The 19,073-nt window shown below is 58.4% G+C and carries 19 protein-coding genes and 4 pseudogenes; 5 read left to right on the forward strand and 18 right to left on the reverse strand.

What is annotated here, in order from left to right:
• Nucleotides 1–445: 445 nt before the first annotated feature.
• The 5 genes from mmsB to KT71_RS00170 all read right to left on the reverse strand — a co-directional run bounded on the left by mmsB (nt 446) and on the right by KT71_RS00170 (nt 5,981).
• Nucleotides 446–1,336 carry a 3-hydroxyisobutyrate dehydrogenase gene (gene mmsB / locus KT71_RS00150; RefSeq protein ID WP_008293553.1) on the reverse strand — a complete coding sequence of 297 codons (891 nt, stop codon included), beginning with the start codon at nt 1,334–1,336 and terminating at the stop codon, nt 446–448.
• 20 nt (nt 1,337–1,356) lie between these two features.
• On the reverse strand, nt 1,357–2,469 hold the full coding sequence (locus KT71_RS00155; protein ID WP_008293552.1) for an enoyl-CoA hydratase/isomerase family protein: 1,113 nt from the start codon (nt 2,467–2,469) through the stop codon (nt 1,357–1,359).
• The gene (locus KT71_RS00160; protein WP_008293551.1) at nt 2,462–3,250 is read right to left on the reverse strand and encodes an enoyl-CoA hydratase; all 789 of its coding nucleotides are present in this window, start codon (nt 3,248–3,250) and stop codon (nt 2,462–2,464) included. The genes KT71_RS00155 and KT71_RS00160 overlap by 8 nt, the downstream gene beginning before the upstream one ends.
• Nucleotides 3,247–4,407: an acyl-CoA dehydrogenase family protein gene (locus tag KT71_RS00165; RefSeq protein WP_008293550.1), complete on the reverse strand. Its 1,161-nt coding sequence runs from the start codon at nt 4,405–4,407 to the stop codon at nt 3,247–3,249. The genes KT71_RS00160 and KT71_RS00165 overlap by 4 nt, the downstream gene beginning before the upstream one ends.
• 77 nt (nt 4,408–4,484) lie before the next feature.
• The gene (locus tag KT71_RS00170) at nt 4,485–5,981 is read right to left on the reverse strand and encodes a CoA-acylating methylmalonate-semialdehyde dehydrogenase (RefSeq protein ID WP_008293549.1); all 1,497 of its coding nucleotides are present in this window, start codon (nt 5,979–5,981) and stop codon (nt 4,485–4,487) included.
• Between the two features lie 128 nt (nt 5,982–6,109).
• Here KT71_RS00170 and KT71_RS00175 point away from each other — a divergent pair, with 128 nt between their 5' ends.
• Together KT71_RS00175 and KT71_RS00180 are read left to right on the forward strand one after the other, a co-directional pair.
• Nucleotides 6,110–6,988: an AraC family transcriptional regulator gene (locus KT71_RS00175; RefSeq protein ID WP_008293548.1), complete on the forward strand. Its 879-nt coding sequence runs from the start codon at nt 6,110–6,112 to the stop codon at nt 6,986–6,988.
• Nucleotides 6,989–7,092: 104 nt separating this feature from the next.
• Nucleotides 7,093–7,674: a DUF4136 domain-containing protein gene (locus tag KT71_RS00180; protein ID WP_008293547.1), complete on the forward strand. Its 582-nt coding sequence runs from the start codon at nt 7,093–7,095 to the stop codon at nt 7,672–7,674.
• Here the strand turns inward: KT71_RS00180 and KT71_RS00185 are convergent.
• Both KT71_RS00185 and KT71_RS00190 read right to left on the reverse strand, forming a co-directional pair.
• Entirely contained in the window at nt 7,671–8,483 is an 813-nt protein-coding gene (locus KT71_RS00185; protein ID WP_008293546.1) for a methyltransferase domain-containing protein, read from the reverse strand. The two genes, KT71_RS00180 and KT71_RS00185, sit on opposite strands and share 4 nt — an antisense overlap.
• A 12-nt stretch (nt 8,484–8,495) precedes the next feature.
• Complete coding sequence (locus KT71_RS00190) at nt 8,496–9,467, reverse strand: 2-hydroxyacid dehydrogenase (RefSeq protein WP_008293545.1); 972 nt, start codon at nt 9,465–9,467, stop codon at nt 8,496–8,498.
• 107 nt (nt 9,468–9,574) lie between these two features.
• Here KT71_RS00190 and KT71_RS00195 point away from each other — a divergent pair, with 107 nt between their 5' ends.
• Nucleotides 9,575–10,261, forward strand: coding sequence for a cupin domain-containing protein (locus KT71_RS00195; protein ID WP_008293544.1), 687 nt, complete (start codon nt 9,575–9,577; stop codon nt 10,259–10,261).
• Nucleotides 10,262–10,263: 2 nt separating this feature from the next.
• On the opposite strand, the gene KT71_RS00200 is transcribed toward KT71_RS00195, so the two are convergent.
• The 9 genes and pseudogenes from KT71_RS00200 to KT71_RS00235 form a co-directional block, all read right to left on the reverse strand.
• Nucleotides 10,264–11,028 carry an SDR family oxidoreductase gene (locus KT71_RS00200; RefSeq protein WP_008293543.1) on the reverse strand — a complete coding sequence of 255 codons (765 nt, stop codon included), beginning with the start codon at nt 11,026–11,028 and terminating at the stop codon, nt 10,264–10,266.
• 15 nt (nt 11,029–11,043) lie between these two features.
• A complete protein-coding gene (locus tag KT71_RS00205) occupies nt 11,044–12,213 on the reverse strand; it encodes an MFS transporter (RefSeq protein ID WP_008293542.1) in 1,170 nt (389 codons plus the stop codon).
• Nucleotides 12,214–12,313: 100 nt separating this feature from the next.
• The gene (locus tag KT71_RS00210; RefSeq protein WP_008293541.1) at nt 12,314–12,625 is read right to left on the reverse strand and encodes a hypothetical protein; all 312 of its coding nucleotides are present in this window, start codon (nt 12,623–12,625) and stop codon (nt 12,314–12,316) included.
• Entirely contained in the window at nt 12,622–12,753 is a 132-nt protein-coding gene (locus KT71_RS21200; RefSeq protein ID WP_274518449.1) for a transposase domain-containing protein, read from the reverse strand. The genes KT71_RS00210 and KT71_RS21200 overlap by 4 nt, the downstream gene beginning before the upstream one ends.
• Before the next feature lie 36 nt (nt 12,754–12,789).
• Nucleotides 12,790–14,076 (reverse strand): annotated as a pseudogene (gene tnpC / locus KT71_RS00215) (IS66 family transposase); the annotation flags it as partial.
• A gap of 171 nt (nt 14,077–14,247) precedes the next feature.
• Nucleotides 14,248–14,607 carry an IS66 family insertion sequence element accessory protein TnpB gene (gene tnpB / locus KT71_RS00220; protein ID WP_008293537.1) on the reverse strand — a complete coding sequence of 120 codons (360 nt, stop codon included), beginning with the start codon at nt 14,605–14,607 and terminating at the stop codon, nt 14,248–14,250.
• Between the two features lie 92 nt (nt 14,608–14,699).
• Nucleotides 14,700–14,948 carry an IS66 family insertion sequence element accessory protein TnpA gene (tnpA, locus tag KT71_RS00225; RefSeq protein ID WP_008293536.1) on the reverse strand — a complete coding sequence of 83 codons (249 nt, stop codon included), beginning with the start codon at nt 14,946–14,948 and terminating at the stop codon, nt 14,700–14,702.
• Between the two features lie 580 nt (nt 14,949–15,528).
• Nucleotides 15,529–15,741: pseudogene (locus KT71_RS00230) on the reverse strand (ATP-binding protein); the annotation flags it as partial.
• Between the two features lie 41 nt (nt 15,742–15,782).
• A pseudogene (locus KT71_RS00235) lies at nt 15,783–16,079 on the reverse strand (transposase); the annotation flags it as partial.
• Between the two features lie 105 nt (nt 16,080–16,184).
• On the opposite strand from KT71_RS00235, the pseudogene KT71_RS21270 reads away from it, so the two are divergent.
• A pseudogene (locus KT71_RS21270) lies at nt 16,185–16,409 on the forward strand (N-6 DNA methylase); the annotation flags it as partial.
• 20 nt (nt 16,410–16,429) lie between these two features.
• Here the strand turns inward: KT71_RS21270 and KT71_RS00240 are convergent.
• Complete coding sequence (locus KT71_RS00240) at nt 16,430–17,569, reverse strand: rhomboid family intramembrane serine protease (protein ID WP_040362070.1); 1,140 nt, start codon at nt 17,567–17,569, stop codon at nt 16,430–16,432.
• A protein-coding gene (locus KT71_RS00245) for an IS3-like element ISGpr2 family transposase (RefSeq protein ID WP_169729177.1) occupies nt 17,562–18,709 on the reverse strand; the annotation gives its coding sequence in 2 pieces (ribosomal slippage) (nt 17,562–18,472 and nt 18,472–18,709; 1,149 coding nt in all). The genes KT71_RS00240 and KT71_RS00245 overlap by 8 nt, the downstream gene beginning before the upstream one ends.
• Nucleotides 18,710–18,746: 37 nt before the next feature.
• Between KT71_RS00245 and KT71_RS00255 the strand changes: the two genes are divergently transcribed.
• Nucleotides 18,747–19,052, forward strand: coding sequence for an ATP-binding protein (locus KT71_RS00255; RefSeq protein WP_008293530.1), 306 nt, complete (start codon nt 18,747–18,749; stop codon nt 19,050–19,052).
• Nucleotides 19,053–19,073: the final 21 nt, after the last annotated feature.

Here is a 19,073-nt window from a genome sequence, read left to right on the forward strand (position 1 = left end):
AGTGCTTATGCCAGCGAAGGGCAAACAAACTCGACGCAGCGACCGTCGCCAGCGATCTCTCTCCGTTTGGTGTTACGCAGCGAGCGTCCCCCCACCCAGCGAGCGGAGTGACACCGTGCGGAGGGAGATCGCGGATAACGAAGCACCCACGGACAAATTTAAAAGCTTTAACGGCTGACAGGTCCGCACTCACACGGCCGTAGCCCTTACTTCGCGTCGCGCTGCGCGCTCCTGATTGCTGCGTAAGGACTAGGCCCGCGCAAGTGCTTATGCCAGCGAAGGGCAAACAAACTCGACGCAGCGACCGTCGCCAGCGATCTCTCTCCGTGTGGTGTTACGCAGCGAGCGTCCCCCCACCCAGCGAGCGGAGTGACACCGTGCGGAGGGAGATCGCGGATACCCCGCACGAAATCGCGGATAAAGGAATACCGGAATGATCTGGCAACTACTTCTGCCGATACCGCTCAAGCACGCTGGAGAAATCCCGGGCACCGTTACCGGCACCCTGGTGCTCCTCATACAGGGTCTGCGCCAACTGCCCCATGGAGTTATCGATGCCGGCGGTTTTGGCAACGTCCATGGCGAGACCCAGATCCTTGGCCATGAGATCCACCATGAATCCGGGCTGATAGTTGTTACTGGCGGGGCTGCCTTCCATGACGTCGGGCCAGGGGTTATAGACTTCAAGAGACCAGTTGCGACCGGAACTCGCCAACATAATCTCTGAGAGCCGCGCAGGGTCCAGACCATGCTCCTTGCCCATGGCGAGAGCCTCGCAAGTGCCGAGCATATGCACGGCCAGAAGCATGTTATTACAGGCTTTTGCTACCTGGCCGGCGCCTGCGGGCCCGGCATGAAAACTGGCGCGGCCCATAGCGTTGAGCACCGCCTGGGCAGTTTCGAACACCTTTGCATCCCCCCCGCACATAAAGGCGAGGGTGCCGGCTTGCGCTGCGGCCACACCGCCAGAGACCGGCGCATCCAGAAAACCAATATCCCGCGCCGCCGCCGCCTCACCTACTTCCCGCGCGGTCTGCGCATCAATCGTCGAGCAATCGAGCACCGTGGTGCTGGCATCCAGCATAGACAGCAAGCCGTCGTCGCCCAGATACAGGCCAGCGACATGTTTCCCCGCCGGGAGCATGGTAATCAGAAAATCAACGGAATCCGCTGCGGCCTTGGCCGACTCGGCAACGGATGCACCTTTGCCCGCCAGCACCTTGCAGGCCTCGTCTGACAAATCAAAAACGCTGACGGCAAAACCGGCGGAGAGGAGATTGGCCGCCATAGGGCCGCCCATATTGCCAAGGCCAATGAAAGCTACGCGTTGTTTCATGGTGATGTTCCTTTACTGTTTCAAAGGTCAGCGAGAGGGTTTGTCGGCCAGGGCGCTGTAAAAAAGCTGTCGACCACCTCGGTTGGCACGGAGCGGGAGTCGGCGTACGCCCAGTTAGGCTGACGATCCTTATCGATCAACAGCGCACGGACACCCTCCGCAAATTCCGGATGACGCATGATGTTGGTACCCAGCTGTACTTCCTGCTGAAACACCTCCCGCAGGGAGCTGTGGCGGGTCTCGTAGAGCTGGCGGTCAATCCAAAGTGCCGCCAGCTTTGAGCCATAGAGCAGACCATCACGAGCCTTGGCGAGCCAGCGGTCTTCGGTCTCCAGCTGACTGATACGATCGATAAGGTCATGGATATCGTCGCCATCACAGAGTGTATTGATGGTCTCCAGATGGGGCTCTACCTGCGCAGGCGGCAGCTCGACACCGCCCTCCGCCTCGCTGAAACCGCGCAGGGTATGACGCATATGGGCGTGATTGTTCGTGCTGTCCTCATCCCATTGCACCGCAAGGAGAGCTTCAAAAACCGCATCTTTTTGCTCGGCCGCAATAAAGCGATCGGCAAGGCCGCAAAAGAGCGCATCCGCTGCATTGACCGACGCTGCCGTCAGCGCGAGAAAACGTCCACTGGCACCGGGCATATGGTTCAAAAACCAGCTGCCGCCCACATCCGGGAACAGTGCGATGTTGATCTCGGGCATGGCGATGCGCGTGGCCTGTGTGACCACGCGATGGGAGCACCCGGCCATCACACCGAGACCGCCGCCCATGACAATACCGTGGCCCCAGCAGAGAATCGGCTTGGGGTAGGTATGGAGGTGATAATTCATGCGGTATTCCCGCGCGAAAAAGCTCTCGGCATATTCGCAGGGTCCGCCGGGCGTGCCGGAGGAGGAGGCGTGCAGCGCGTGCACATCGCCACCGGCGCAAAAAGCCTTCTCTCCGCTCCCATCGATGACAATCGCCGCGATCGCAGGATCATCCCGCCAGTGATCAAGGGCTCCCTGAATCAGATCGACCATCTCCAGCGTCAGGGAATTGAGGGTCTCGGGGCTGTTGAGTGTCAATCGACCCAGCTTACCCTCGGCAGCCGATTCAACGCTGATCAAAACCGCATCAGGCATTTTTCCACTCCGGCTCACGCTTCTCGAGGAAGGCGTTCACACCTTCACGCTGATCTTCCGTGCTGAACAGCTCCACAAACAGCTCCCGCTCCGCCTCAAGTCCATCGCCGATAGCCTTGTCTCTGGCGCTATGAATCAGGCGCTTGCACCGTGCCACGGCACTGGGGCTTTGCTGGGCCGCCTGTGCTGCGAGGGCCAGAGCATGGTCGAGAGCAGTTCCCGTTTCCACGACCTCCTCTGCCAGACCGATGCGCTCGGCAGTCGCCGCATCAATACGCTCATTGCAGAGAATCATGCGCTTGGCCCAGCCCTCGCCCACCAGCTGAGCAAGACGCTGGGTACCGCCGGCACAGGGCAGCAAACCGACCCGCGCTTCGGGCAGGGCAAGCTTGGCCTGGGATTCCACCACGCGAATATCACAGGCCAGCGCGACCTCAAGACCGCCCCCCATGGCAAAGCCGTTCACCGCCGCAATGGAGACACCGCGAAAATCCGCGAGGGCCTCAAACGCTTCGCCGAAGAGTCGTCCCATGGCGCCCGCCGTCTCGGGATCTCCATCGGCAAACAGCTTTAAGTCCGCGCCTGCAGAAAAGAATTTCTCGCCGGCACCCGTGAGCACCAGGGCATAGATATCGGACCGGGCATTGAGATCCCCAATGAGATCGCGAAGGGCCGGGAGGCTTTCCGTATCCCAGGTATTGGCCGCCGGGTTGTTAATGGTGATCAGCGCCGTGTGGCCACGCTGTTCTACGAGAAGTTTGGGGGAGCTGCTGCTGATCATCGAATAACCTCCAAAGCGCCGTCCATCATCAGCCGACGGGCGATAATGACGCGCATAATTTCATTGGTGCCTTCCAGAATCTGATGGACCCGCGTGTCCCGAACATGGCGCTCCATGGGGTACTCACGGATGTAACCGTAACCCCCGAAGAGCTGCAACGCCTCGTTACATACGCGGAAGCCCAGATCCGTCGCCAGGCGTTTGGCCATGGCGCAGTAGGTACTGGCCTGACCATCTTTACTGTCGAGTTTGCTCGCCGCCAGGCGCACCATCTGCCGCGCCGCCACGACCTCCGTGAGCATGTCCGCCAGCTTGAACTGGGTCGCCTGGAACTCCGCTATCGCCTGCCCGAACTGCTCCCGCTCCGCCACGTAATCGGCCGCTTCCTGCAGGGCCTGCTGCGCAGTACCCACGCTGCAGGTCGCGATATTGATACGGCCGCCGTCCAGCCCTTCCATGGCAATGGCAAAACCCTGGCCCTCGGCACCCAGGCGGTTTCCCTTAGGTACGCGGACATTGTCGAAGGTCACCATGCGTGTGGGCTGGGCATTCCAGCCCATTTTTTCTTCTTTTTTGCCGTAGGTAATACCGGGTGCGTCCGCGGGAACAAGAAGCGCCGACACGCCCTTGGGACCCGCATCACCGGTGCGCAGCATCACCACAAGCACATCCGTCTCTCCCGCTCCGGAGATAAACACCTTGCTGCCGTTCACCAGATAATCGTCACCATCCGCAACGGCGCTGGTGCGCAGGGATGCGGCATCGGAGCCTGCGCCGGGTTCCGTGAGGCAATAGGACGCCAGGGTCTTACCCATAACCAGGTCCGGGCACCACTCCTCGATGACCGCCGGGCTGCAATAACGACCAATCATGCTCGTGGCCATGTTGTGAATGGTGAGAAACGCCGCCGTGGTGGTGCAGCCGCGGGCCAGTTCCTCGACGATAAGACTGGCATCCAAACGGGACAGGGCCAGTCCCCCCGCCTCTTCCGGTGTGTACATGCCCATAAAGCCCAGCTCCCCCGCCGACGCCAGGGCGTCTTTAGGGAAGATCGACTCCGCATCCCAGCGCGCTGCATTGGGCGCCAGAACACCGTCGGAGAAGGCCCGGGCGCTCTCTACAAAGGCTTGCTGTTCGTCACTGAGGGAAAAATCCATGTCTGATACCTGAAACAGTTCGCAACTGTTAAGCAAGGGAGTTCAAGGCGATTCGCCGCAGGACCCGGCGACGGCCATTAGCGCAGATTAATGCTCATATTAGGCTGTTTCCCCGCCTCGGACTCATCGTAGCGCCAGCGCGCCGTCACGGTTTTTGTCTCGGTGTAAAAACGCACGGCCTGCTTGCCATAGGGGTGCAGATCGCCGCGGAAGGAGCCCCGCCAACCCGTGAAGGAAAAGAACGGCAGCGGTACGGGAATGGGAATATTGATACCCACCTGCCCCACCGCCACTTCGTGCTGATACTTCCGGGCGGCACCGCCGGACGCGGTAAAGATAGACGTGCCGTTGCCCATGGGGTTAGCGTTGATGACCGCCAGGGCCTCATCCAGGGTCTCCAACTCCATGCAGCACAGCACGGGCCCGAAGATTTCTTCCTTGTATATGGTCATCTCGGGCGTGACGCCCGAGAACATGGTCGGTCCCACCCAGTTGCCGTCGGGCATACCCTCTACGGTGCAGTCCGACCCGTCTAGGAGACAGTTTGCTTCGCTTTTGCCCTTGGCGATGAGATCGAGGACTCGCGCGTGGGCGGCTTTGGAGATCAGGGGTCCATAGGCCGCGCCTCCATCGTCCCAGGCGCCGGGCCGGGCTTTCGCTACCCGCTCCGCAAGTTCCGGTATCCATTGTGCGGCTTCGCCCACGAACACGGCCACGGAGATTGCCATGCAGCGCTGACCCGCCGCACCCACGGACGCACCGACCAGCGCGTTGAGTACCGCATTCTTGTCAGCATCGGGCATGATCACCATGTGATTCTTCGCCCCCATCATGCATTGGACGCGCTTGCCCGCCGCCGTTGCGGTTTTATACACATGCTCTCCCACATGGGAGGAGCCCACAAAAGACACACTGCGGGTATCGGGATGATTGAGAAGCTGGTCGACCTGCTCGGCACCGCCGTGGACCATGTTCAGGATTCCCTTGGGGGCGCCGGCCTCCATGAACAGCTCCACCAGACGCACGGGCGTCATGGGTACCTGCTCCGAGGGCTTGAGGACAAAGGTGTTTCCGCAGGCGATCGCCATGGGGAACATCCACAGGGGCAACATGGCCGGGAAGTTAAAAGGGGTAATACCCACGCAGACGCCCAGGGGCTGGATATAGCTGTAGCTGTCGATGCCGCCGGCGACGTTTTCTACGGTCTCACCCATCATGGCCGACGCGATGTTGGCCGCCTGCTCCACCACCTCAATGCCGCGCCAGACATCGCCCTTGGCGTCCTCAAAAGTCTTGCCCGTATCTTTGGCGAGAATCTCGCCCAATTCGTCATGGTGTTCTTTAAGCAAAGCCTGATAGCGGAGCATCAACCGGGCGCGGTCAGAGATAGGAACTTCCCGCCAGGTTTCAAAGGCTTCCTTGGCGCTGGCTACGGCAAAATCCACTTCCCGGGAGGTGGCGAACGTGACCTCTGCAAGGACTTCCTGCGTGGCTGGACTTGTGACTGGCAGGGTCTGGTCACTGCTGCCCTGCATAAACTCACCATTGATAAACAGGGGAATCTTGCGGCTCATGATGAAAACTCCAAACATTCAATGTAATCGGCAGTGTTAAATGTAGCAGGGCCCGGGGTTTTCGAGTAGCGACGAAAACCATAAAACCATGGATAATATTAAGATCGCAGACTGCCTGAGACCTGGTCATGAGCCGTCCTTCAAACTGGCCCCTGTCCCCAAGTGCATCGCGGGTGCTCACCCCCGGCTTTCTTCTTGAGGCGCTTGAAAAGCATCCCCTGACCTGTGGCTGCTATCCCACCGCCATGGGCTTTTACCCCAAAGCCTGTGGGCATTTCATGCGCCGGGAACAGCATGACGACAACCTGCTCTTCCTGTGCACCGAAGGTAGAGGCTTTGTGCAGACCCAGCGCGGCGGGTTTGCCGTGGCCACGGGAGATATGGTGCTCTTGCCCCGCGATCAGGAGCATAGCTATGCCGCCAATGAGCAGGATCCATGGACGTTATACTGGGTGCACTTCAAAGGCAGCAAGGCGGGCGATTTTATCGACCACCTGCTCCCCGATGACGACTTTCGCGTCCACAGCGGAGTGGAGCCATCACTGCTCACGGGCTTTGAGCAAATGCTGACGGTGGGCAGCACGGGCTACAGTCTCGATGCCTACATCGGCGCCGCAAACCGGCTTCGTCATCTCCTTGCGGAATTCGCCCTGTGCCGGGACCGCCAACGCAGTCAGAACATGGGCAGACTGCACCTGCGGGAACTGCAATCCTATATGCGAGAACATGTAAGCAGTTCCCTCTCCCTGGGGGAGCTTGCCGCTTTCACCGGGCTGACACCCCAACACTTTGCCAGCCGCTATAAAGCGGAAACCGGCTACTCCCCCATGCGGCATTTTCTGCACATGAAAATGGAGGCGGCATGCAGGCTCCTGGACAGTACCCAGCACAGTGTAAAAACCATAGCCGTGATGCTGGGCTATGTGGATCCCCTGTACTTTTCGCGAATGTTTAGACAAACCGTAGGCCTGTCTCCGTCTCAATATCGGGAGTCCCAGCGCGGCTAAAGACGGCTAAGCCCGGTCAGCGCGGCAAAGGCACCCCTGCATCGCATTCAGGGGACGCTGTTGCTACCATCTCCCTCTCTACCTCGCCAGCAGATGGACATCGCATGCACAACACGTTCCGGGGTTTTTTCGCTCTCCTTTTACTCGGCTCCCTCGCGTCCCTGTTGGCCTGTAGCGGCGCGGAGATTATCCCCGGTGATACAGACCGCCTGGTACAGAGCGGCTACGGCCGTTACGGCTGGCGGAGCGAACCCCTGACGCCAACGGCGTACTCAAAGGACAAGCTCTATCAGGCCGATCCCGCTATCCGGGCAGCCATCGAAGAGCGCATGCAGGAGCTTGGCTACACCCTGGTGCCCAAGGCAGATGCCGAGTTTCTCATTGACTATATTGCCGCTGCGGGCGTCAACGACGGTCTTCTGGAGAGCACCTCCTCCAATGTCACGCCTTACCCCAGCGCCACCATCGGGCGACAGGTCGACGGGGCATCGGTGGATAATGCCTACGCCCTCGGCGGCGCCAAGGAAACCGGTAAGCTGATGATCGTCTTTCTGGATAACAGGACCACTGATCTCCTGTGGCAGGTAAGTGTCAGCTCCCTGATTCAGGATGCCAACAAAGTAGACACAGGCGCCGTGCGTAAAGCCATCCGTCAGGGCCTGTCGACGCTCCCGGAAGCGCCCTAGGCGCCTGGGCCGCGCTCTTCCTTGCTCTCTTCGGCGCCAGCGACTTCCGTCACAAGGCGCTTTAGGCCGGCAATAGCCACAGCCACGTCGCTGTCGCTGGCATAAGCCGACTGCGACAGACGCCTTCGTAATGTCTCGTCGTCCGGCAATGGCTCCTCCTGTAAAAAAAGCAACACATTGCCAAGCTCACTGAGCTGCACGATGCCCAGCCCATCGAAGTGCGACTGCGCAGCGCTCACAACACGCAGTAACGATTCTGCGGATTCCGGCAAGGTATTGATAGCTACCGCGGCGCCCGGCTCCAAGCGTCGGGCAAGCGTGGCGAAAAAGAGCTCATCCTGCAGCGCGGACGGCGCGCTTCGGTCGCTGAACAAATCACAGAGCACCAGATCGTAGCGGACCCGATCCCGCCCCAGAAAATCCACCGCGTCTGTAACGTGAATCAGCTGTTCCGGTGGCAGGACAAAGTGCTCCCGAGCGACGTGGAGCATCTCACCATTCATCTCCACGCCGGAAACCCGGGGAGCATTTACCCAGGATTGAATATGGCGGAGAAAACCGCCACCGCCGGAACCCAGATCGAGCACCGTGGATACACTTTCAGGTAGCAGTGTCGCCAACATCATCGCGCGGTGGTTTGGGAGCACCAGGGATGCAGGATTTTCAAGACACATCGCGGTCTGAATGGCCTCAGGACCGCTTGTTAACCAGCGAAAACCCCGGGCCTCGTAGAGGTGACAGCCCCTGACATCACAGGGCAGTTCAAACTCCGGGGAGCTAAGGCTCAGGAGTTCAGAAAAGCGGATCACGGGAACCCGAACTCAGGACGGGTAAACCTCGGGATTCACACAGTGGGGCATGGGTTCGCCCCGGAGTGCCTCCAGCATATTCAAAGCGGCCATATCCGCCATCTTTATACGGGTCGCTTCCGTCGCACTGCCAATATGCGGTGTGGCCACCACGTTGGGGAGACTTAACAAGGGGTGATCCTCGGGCACGGGCTCACGTTCAAAAACGTCCAGCCCCGCTGCGGCGAGCCGGTCATGGCTCAGGGCATCGGCCAGGGCCTGCTCATCAACGATACCGCCGCGGGAAGTGTTCACCAGCACGGCGTCGCGCTTCATCAGAGCCAGGCGCCGTTCATCAATGAGATTGCGCGTTTCTTCACCCAGGGCAAGGTTGATGCTGACGAAGTCACTGGCTGCCAACAGCTCATCGAGCTCCACCGCTTCCACGCCGGGCACATTGCGGGGAGTGCGGTTCCAGGCAAGTACTTTCATCCCGAAACCCGCCGCCCGGCGAGCCACGGCCTGCCCCACCTCACCCAGCCCGACAATCCCCAGGGTCGCCCCTGCGACGTCTTTCCCGGTGAAAAACTCCGGTGACCAGGCGTTCTCAACGCGCCAGTGACCACCGCGTACAAAGCGGTCGGCTTCCACCAGGCGTCGGGCGGCGGCCAGGAGCAGGGCAAAGCTCGCGTCGGCGGTGGTCTCCACCAACACGCCTGGCGTATTACCCACGACGATGCCCCGGGCGGTAGCAGCCTTAACATCAATATGATCCACTCCCACGGACATGGACGCGATAAAGCGTAGCTGCGGATTGGCCTCGATGAGAGACGCATCGATCCTGTCCGTTAGGAGACAGAGAAGACCCTCGCAGCCGGCAAGCTCATCGTGAAGACCGGCAGCGGGGAGTAAACCCGGGCCCATCCAGATATTCATGTCGCAATGATCCGGGAGCTGCAGAATCTGCTGCCCCGGTAGTTGATGTGTTACGAGTACTTTTGCCATGGCCCCACTTTATATCAGCCGCGGGACAACAAAAAGGACGCGATGCATCCGGGGAACACTTTGATCACACTAGGGTCCCAGTAAGACGCGCTAATACAGGTTTTAAGATGACAGCAAGCATACTCAATGGCGATCTCAGTCGTCGTACCGCGGTGGACAGTAGCACCCTCGACTGGCAGGAGAGCCCGGGGGGAGAGGTGCTGCGCAAGCGCCTACATCGCGTAGGTCCCGCGGAAAGCGGACAGGTAACCTCCCTGGTTCGCTATCAACCGGGGAGCCGGTTTCCCGCTCACGCCCACCCCGATGGCGAGGAGATCCTGGTTCTGGACGGCGTGTTCTCGGACGAGCACGGTGACTGGCCGGCGGGCACTTATCTTCTGAATCCCGAGGGCTTTCGCCACGCACCCTTCTCCAAGGACGGTTGTTTGCTGTTCGTCAAACTCCGGCAGTTTCCGGGAGAGAGCCGAAAGCATGTGGCGCTGGATACGAATACTGCCGAGTGGCGGTCCAGCGTGCGCCCCGGCGTCGCCTGGAAAAAGCTCTATGCCCAGGACTCCTTCAGCGACCACATGCGCCTCGAGCGCTGGGCCGCGCCGGGCAACATTGGCACCCTGAATTTCCCCCAGGGCGCAGAGCTGTTTGTCCTCCGGGGCAGCTTTGCCGATGCGCAAGGCGACTACCCAACCCATAGCTGGTTACGTCTACCTCCGGGCAGCTCCCTGACACCCGAGGGGAATACGCCCTGCGAGCTGTACATCAAGGAAGGCGGGTTTCCCTACCTGCGCGAAGCCTGACGCTAGAGCGTGAGACCGCCGTCCACGACGATGCATTCACCGTTGGTATAGCTGCTGGCGTCTGAGACGAGATACAGGACCGTACCCGCCATCTCCTCTGGCTCCGCGTGGCGCCCCATGGGGATTTTCTCCATGGCTGCCTTGTAGATCTCTTCGTGCTCAAACAGTGCGCCGGCGAACTTGGTTTTTGTGAGTCCCGGGAGCAAGGCGTTGCAACGAATTCCCAGGGGCGCGCACTCCTTGGCAAAGGATTTGGTCATGCTCACTACCGCCGCCTTGGTGATGGAGTAGATGCCCTGCATGGGCCCCGGCTGCAATGCATTGATGGAGGCGGTGTTGACGATGGCACCGCCGCCGTTGTCACGCATGAGCTTTCCGGCCTCGACGGACATGAAGAAGTATCCACGGATGTTCACTTCCACGGTCTTGTTAAACGCAGCGAGGTCCGTGTCGAGGACATGACCAAAGTAAGGATTGGTCGCCGCGTTGTTGACGCAGATGTCCAGTCGCCCGTGCTCCCGGCGGATATGCTCGAAAACCCCCGCGATATCTTCCATACGCCCGACATGACAGGGAAAGGCCTCGGCCTTGCCACCCCCCTCGACAATAGCATCCGCCACTGCCTGACAATCCTCCGCCTTACGACTCGAGACAATCACATGAGCGCCGTGGCTTGCGAGGAGCCTCGCAACAGCCTCGCCAATGCCACGGCTGGCGCCGGACACCAGAGCAATCCTGCCGCTCAAATCAAATAGGGAATCTGTCATGGGGCTCTCCTTTGATCAGCCTTGAGTATTTGGGTCAAAAATGGGTACGGGGCGCTTTGGCCAGCGACTGAAGGCCCACAACCAGTACATCGCTACCATCCCCAGGGGCAGGGACCAGGCCAGGCGAAATCCACCGACGGTCAGCAGGGCGCCGGCCAGGAGGGGACCGAGGACACGCCCCCAGGCGGCGGCAGCGCTGGTTGCCCCCATCATTCTTCCGCGAAGCTCGGGCACGGCGCGCTGGCTGGCGAAGGAATTGAGCACCGGCATGCACAGGGTTGCGCCGGTAAGTGCCACCAGCACCGAACCGACCATACTCACAGCGCCCTGGGCAAACACCGCAAAGAGCAAGCCCACAAAGAAACCACTGACGCAGACACGCAACAATCGCAGCTCTCCCAGCAATTTGACCAGCGGTCCCATCAAAAGACCCTGGGTCAATGCCATGAGTGCACCCTGCACACCAAACACAATGCCGACCTCCCGGGCGCTCCAATTTAATAATGCGTAAACCCACAGGGGAAACAGGTAGGTCGCTGCACTGACACTGGCGGTGTGCCAGATGTATTGCAGCATCAGCAGGCGGCTTTGGGTTTTTCGCAGCACTGTCCACAAGGACAGCTTCCTCTCCTGCGTCTGCGGCTGGCTTTTATCACGATGATGGGATTCCGGCAGAAAAAACCACGCCGCAATCACCGCAAGCACGGACATCACCGCAGCGGTGAGACAGGGCACGACGAAGCTTCCCTCGGGTCCCGACAGCAGGCCACCCAATACCGGCCCGAGCACCAGCCCCAGCCCGAAGGAGGCGCCGATCATTCCCATACCCCGGGCCCGGTCCGCCGGGGGCGTGATATCCGCCATCATGGCCGAGGCAACGCCAAAGTTTCCCGCCATCAGGCCGGCAAAAGCGCGGGCCACAAAAATCATGGTGAGGCTCTGGGCTGAAGCCAACAGGACATAGGCAAGGGCCGCGCCCGTGGTGCAGATCATCAGCACGGGTTTGCGACCGATGTGATCCGAGAGCTTGCCCCACCAGGGACCGGCGACGCCGGCACAGACAGCGTAACTGGCAATAATCATGGCGATATCAAAATCGCTGGCGCCAAGACGTGGCGACAAAAACGGGAGGATCGGAATCACGATACCTAATGTGGAGCTCTCCAAAACGAGTACAATCTGCAACAGGTAGATTGGCTTCTGGGGTAGGAAATGACGTACCGATGGTGAACTGTAAGCGCTCAGTGATCAACAGGCTTTACGTCGCGCAGTTGCGACGGCGCAGTCAATCAGTCGTCGACGTGCCCTCGATGATATCGCCCCGCGAGACGTCTTTGATCGGTGCGAGCAACTGCGGTGAGATATTCCAGCGCCGACCGTCATAGGTCACGACCGTGACCGTCTTTTGATTGAACTTCAGCAGCGTGCCAGTGAGACGTTCGTCGCCTTGCGCGGCAAAGCTCACTCGGGCTCCGGGGTGGAACTGCAACATTGAATGGTGCGTATCCAGCGTGTCGAGCATCTTTAACCACTCCACAATGCGGTGATTCAGGGCAACCAGTTCCTTCCGGCTGAGTGCATCCAGATCGATGCTCATGGAGTCGGTGTCCGCCAGGGCAGCAAAGCCTCAATCTCCTCCACCGTTTCCGCTTGTGGCAAGGCGGTGAATACCCGGCGCAGATAGGCATACGGTTCCAGACCATTAGCCTTGGCGGTCTCAATCACGCTGTAAAGATTGGCGCTCGCCGTGACACCTTTGACCGAGTCACTGAACAGGAAGTTCTTGCGCCCGATCACAAAGGGGCGGATCGCGTTCTCGGCCAGATTGTTATCGATCTCCAGGCGTCCGTCGTCCAGGTAACGGATCAACTTGGGCCATTCGTTGTGCAAGTAATTCAGAGCCCCTGCAGTCAAGGTGCCCGGCGGCACCGTCGGCAGGCTGACATCCAGCCAAGCGTGCAGCTTGTCCAGGATAGGCGCGGCGTGTTGTTGCCGGTGGGCTTTGCGCTGCGACGGTATCATTTGTTGCGTGCGCGCCTGCTTCTCAATCCGGTACAGCTGTTGGATCTAGGCTAGACCTTGCTGAGCCTTCCCCGTGCGCGAGTTCTTGCCCTGCCCCTTGACGGCCTCACTGAACTTGCGCCGGGCATGGGCCATACACCCCAGATGCACGAGGTTACCTGCGGCAACTACAGCGTTATAGCCGCTATAACCATCGGTTTGCAGGTAGCCGGCAAAGCCCTCTAGCAGCGCCTTTGGCACCGCTTGGCTGCGCGTGGGATCGTAGTCAAACAGGATTACCGGTGCATCGGGCGGGCCACCGCGCTGTAACCACAGGTAGGATTTTGACTGTGCCGATTTACCCGGCTCCTTGAGGACCTGCACCGTGGTCTCATCCATCTGCACAATATCGTAGGCCAGCAGGCTGTCGCATAGGAGATTGATCAGGGGTTGCACCAGCTGTCCTGCCCGGATCATCCAGTTCGCCAGGGTGGCCCGGGGGATATCGACCCCGATGCGCTGCAAGATCTGCTCCTGGCGGTACAGCGGAAGCGCATCCTGGTATTTGGACACCGTGATATGCGCCAGCAGTCCCGGCGAGGCCATGCTCTTGGGAATCGGCTGCGCCGGCAGCGGCGCCATCCGGATACACTGGCCACACGAACACGCGTACTGCTTGCGGATGTGGCGAAGGACCCGGATCTGGGCCGGGACGATATCCAGTTGTTCGGATATCACCTGGTTGATCTCGGTAAGCACCTGTCCGTCATGCGGACAATGGCGCTGGTCTTCGGGGAGTTCGTGGACGATGTCCACGCGGGGCAAGTTATCGGGGAGGGGCTTGCGCCCGCCTTTGTTGCGACGGTGTGCAGGGATGAGTACCGTATCCTTGTTCTCACCGTCATCCTCTGGGGCGCCATCACTGGCCGTGGCGCCATCGACTTCGGCCTCATTGAACAGGCGGATCTGATCCGGGGATAACTTCTCGCTGCTCGCCGCGTAGCGGCGGGCCAGGGCCAGATTGAGTTGCTCCTGAAGGGAGAGCACCTGCGCGCCAAGGCGCGTATTCTCGCGATCGCTGGCGTCTTTTTGGGCATTGAGTAGCTAGTTGCGTGCGACCTGATCAGTCAGCAATGCCTTGAGGGCATCGACGTCGTCGGGCAGTTTGGCAAGCACGTTTGGCATGCTTTGGATTATACCCAACGCGGACCGTAGACTCTACAAAACGCTACTCAAACAGAGGTTCTCGTGCGGTGTGAGACGGCTGATATCGACACCGTCGATCAGCCAGTTCAGTTGTTGGCCGGTCAACATCACGATCGCTCCTGACTGTTTGCGGGGCCCGTGGTAACGGGCTTTTTCCAAACGCTTTTGCCACAGACAAAAGCCGCTGCGCTCCCAATACAGGATCTTGACCTCGTCGCGCCGACGGTTGCAAAACACAAACAGGGTGGCGGCTAAGGGATCCAGGCTCAGACTATCTTCTACCCATACCGAGAGTCCATTAATCCCTTTGCGGAAGTCGATCGGTTCCCGGCACAGATAAACCTCGGGCAGATCATTTGAGGGCCGCATCATGGTAAGGTGGCAACCGTGTTTAGCACCAGCGAAAGGACCGCAGCCTCGACCCGGCCACCGAAGGCGACCACGGCTCCGTTGGGCAGCCGCACCTACCACTGGTTCTCCAGCGCCCCCAAGTCGTCAACCACCTGGGCTTTTTGAAAACGGTCCTGCGGCAAGCGCGGTAACGCGCCTTTCTCGGCAAGGCCCTTGCGGGCCGAGTACATAGACTTGGCGTTGATGCCGTGTTGCCGCGCATAGTCGATTGTGGTTTGGCCAGAGGCCTCGCAGGCACGAAGGTGTTTGAGCCAGAATTGCTGGCGCTCGCTGGGGGCTTTTGGGTATGAGGCAGGTGGCAACTCCTGTCATTGAATAATGGCAGGGTGCAGGCTGGACCATCGGAAAGGTAGGGCGTGGTTTATTTGGCGCTTACTTGGTAGGCGCTTGTTGGGCCTCATTAAGCCTTTTTACCGTCAAAATACCCCTTGTGCAGAGAGTAACGGCGTTTGATCTGGCGATTTTTCGGCTGCTTCCTTTTTCCGGCAAAGAATGATGTGGGTAATCAGCGCACACAGAGCACAAAGCAAAAGCTTAACGCTCTGTTGTGACGGGCTTTTCCCATAAAGGCGTGAGATTCAGGCTGGACCAATTTCTCACGGTAATTGCCTCAAACAGTACTTCTTCAGAGCAAGTGGCAAAACATGCGCGATCACAGAATCGCGCCGAGTGCCGCTTCCGTTACTTGTTCCACTATCACCTAGCTTCAGCTATGCTCATTACTAAATCAACTGGCCGAAGAGGCGCATTATGCTGTGCAAAGAAGAGGCAGAGGCTGCTTCCGAAGCCGTTCTCAACCCCATGCGTATTCCGGCGAACGTGACCGCCCATTCCGGGCATCGTGACCGCTTTGCACATCGGTGCTCGCTGGCGGGCGTATTTTTACATGGACCGGTCACGTTCAGTCAATTCGGACGTGGTTTTGCGCATGGATTCACCGGTGAGATTGATTCGGTGAGCGCCGTGCAGTAGGCGGTCCAAAACCGCGTCAGCAATCGTCGCCTCACCGATGTACTCGTGCCAGTGTTCAACGGGTAGTTGACTGGTGATCAGCGTGGAGCGGCGACCGTGCCGATCTTCGATGAGATTGAGCAACACCTTTTCTGTAAATTCAGTTATCCCTCGACCGCAATTTCCTAGTCGCCGAAGGTGACGTAGCGCTTCTCAGCGGTCTGCCAGTCTTCCGCGATTTCCATCAGCACCGCCGACACCAGTCGAAGGCACGATGCCTCGTTGGGGAACAGCCGCGCGACACGCGTGCGCCGGCGGATCTCCTCGTTCAGCCGTTCCACCAGGTTCGTAGTGCGCAGCCGTCGTCGATGCGACGGCGGCAGGCTGAACACCGTGAAGCCTTCCGGTAGCGCTTCCTCGGCCCAGCTGGCCAGCTTGGGCGCCGTCTTGCGGTACCGCTCAACGAAACGCTCCAGGAGCCGCAGTAGCAGCTCGCTCAATGGATCAATACTCGCGTCTCGACCTTCCAGTCCAATAACGTTATTCTTGCTCATGGTGGCGTGTCCTATTGGTTGCTTAATTGTTTGGTGATAACCAATCAACCAGATGCGCCGCCTTTTTTCAAATGCTCAAACACCACTTTTGGTCATAACTCGGCCAATCCGCCATTCTCAGCTAAGTGGTCTGCCAGCGCTATTCATGAAAACGACGATCGCTTCAGCGCTTACGGCAAACTCGCGCCGAAGACCAAAGCCGATTTTACCTTCGTGCAGCATATGGCGCATCACCTCGACAGTGGGGCAACGATGGCGTTGCTCCAACCTCCATTTATTCAAGTCTGTCTAAATGGGCGTACTGAGCGGGCAATCGCGCCCAAAAAACCACCAAAAATAAGCGTGCCTAGGTGTGCCGCTAGACCTGCACTCGGATTGATCACTTCGGAAACTAAAATCAGGAAAAAAGCCATAGAGACTAACGCTGGAGAGATATCGAGTGGCGCCAATCTGACGTTTTTATGCAGGATTGCGCCTAACCATCCCAGCAACGCAAAGATGCCCCCGGATACGCCAACAAACCCGTCCAGATCGATTGACCCTATGGACCAGAAGTAGTAAGAAACCACGCCGCCAACCAAAGTCCCCGCCACAAAAACACAAAGAGCCCAACCGCTCGAATAGACCATGGCTATAGGTAAGACCAGGATGATCCCTATAAAATTGCCAATCGAGTGTGCAGGCCCACTGTGCAAAAACGGACCAATGAGCAAACGGAATAGACCTTCAAAGCTCAAGTCGATGGAGGCAAAGACCAAACCAATGTTCAAAACAGCGTCATCAATAGATCCAAAATGTGCCGACGCCCATCCTTGGAACAATACGAGGAGAGTGATCAAGAGCGCGCTCTCTAATAAAAAACGGGTAGCCTCTATCGAAATCCAGTTCACGAATCTGGCTCTATTGGTTAACCAATTTTCTTGCCTTTGCGCCAGAATGTCGGAGAACACAAGGTAGCCGATCACGGTGAGATACATGATCAGGACCGGGATAAGCAATTTTAAGCTCACAAATCCCGCGATAGACGTAAAGAAAAAGCCAACGATTGTGAAATACCAAATCATGATTTTACGGGATCGACGGTCAGAGAGTATCGCGAGATCACGCGTAAGCGGGCTATCCATTACCGAGACAAATTTGTCAGTGTTTGGGGCGCAGATCAACAGGGGCTTATTCCTATGCCAGCCCTTTACCAGTTCGCTAGCCCCCCCTGTTTTAAATTGCTCTCGTCCAAAAGCGCTTAAGCAGCGCCATCGATCATCAATACCTACGGCATCATATGCAGCGTTTGACCAAAACTCATTGATAGTGCTTTTAGCCATCACCAGACGCCGTCCAAAGAAATACCAAAATACCAAAATACCCAATAGCAGTGTAACTGCAATAAATGTGTGAATCGCCACCAGTTCTCTAGACACTTTCCAGCTGTTTTTCGTGATGCTGTTCGTAGTCTACAGGTGACAGCAGGCTGTTCGAGCCATGCCGGCGTCTGACGTTGTAGAACATCTCGATATAGTCAAAGATATCGGCCCGGGCATCCTGCCGGGTCGGATATATCTTGCGCTTCACGCGCTCGCGTTTCAGTAGCTGGAAGAAGCTTTCAGCGACTGCGTTGTCATGGCAGTTGCCGCGTCTGCTCATACTGCCCTCAAGGCCGTTTGCGCGTAGAAACGCGCTCCAGTCATAGCTTGTGTATTGACTGCCCTGGTCCGAATGAACAAGTACCTTGCTCACCGGCTTGCGACGCCACACCGACATCAACAAGGCATCTAGAACCAGATCGCTCGTGATCCGTGATTGCATCGACCAGCCAATCACCCGGCGCGAGAATAAGTCGATGACCACGGCCAGGTACAACCAGCCTTCGTGGGTCCGAATATGGGTGATGTCGGTCGCCCATCGCTCGTTCGGCGCAGCCGGATTAAACTGTCTCTGCAGTACGTTAGGCGTCACATCATGCGCTTTGCCAACCTTATGCCGTGGCTTGCGATATCCAACCTGCGCCCTGATTCCAGCGTCTTTCATGAGACGGTGGACACGGTTGGGGCCGCAACACTCGCCTATTTCATGCAAATCACGATGGATCTTCCGATAGCCATACACAGCACCGGACTCGAGCCAGAACTGCTTGATCAGGCCAGAGAGCCGCTTGTCCTCACAACCGCGAGCCGATAGCGGCTGTCGACGCCACGCATAGAAACCGCTGGGGTGAACGTTAAGCAAAGAACACAGATGCCGCACCGGCAACTGGTGGCGATGGGATTGAATAAAAGCGTACCTCACTCGGATTGGCTCGCGAAGTACGCCGCGGCTTTTTTTAGAATGTCACGCTCCTCCGTGACACGCTTAAGCTCTTTTTGTAGCCGACGAATCTCGGCCTGATCATCAGCCTCCACTCGATGTTGCTCAGCAGCCGGCCCGTACTTCTTCACCCAGGCATACAGACTGTGCGTCGTCACGCCCAGCCGACTGGCCACGTCCGCCACGCTGTAGCCGCGATCCGTGATCTGGCGAACGGCTTCTCTCTTGAATTCTTCGGGGTAACGCTTGTTGCTCATAAACACCTCTCTGATAGCCATTTTGTATGGCTGAAAGGTGTCTAGCAAACTGGTGGCGATTCAAACACCAGATTCAGTTATAACTCATGACTGGGGTCTGGAGACGCTCAACGCCGCCCAACGCAACGACCTGATGGAGATTATGGACGACCGTCACGGATCAACATCGACCGTGATCATCAGCCAGTTACCGACAGACCAATGGTACGCCGCCATCGGCGACAACACCCTGGCGGATGCCATCCTGGATCGACTGATGCACAACGCGCACCGGCTGCCGCTGGAGGGCGAATCGATGAGAAAAAAACTGGGCGAATTGACTGAAGGTGAACACTTGAAGTAGAAAGCACACTACGTGATGCGT

Source organism: Congregibacter litoralis KT71 (genome assembly GCF_000153125.2).
Classification (GTDB): domain Bacteria; phylum Pseudomonadota; class Gammaproteobacteria; order Pseudomonadales; family Halieaceae; genus Congregibacter; species Congregibacter litoralis.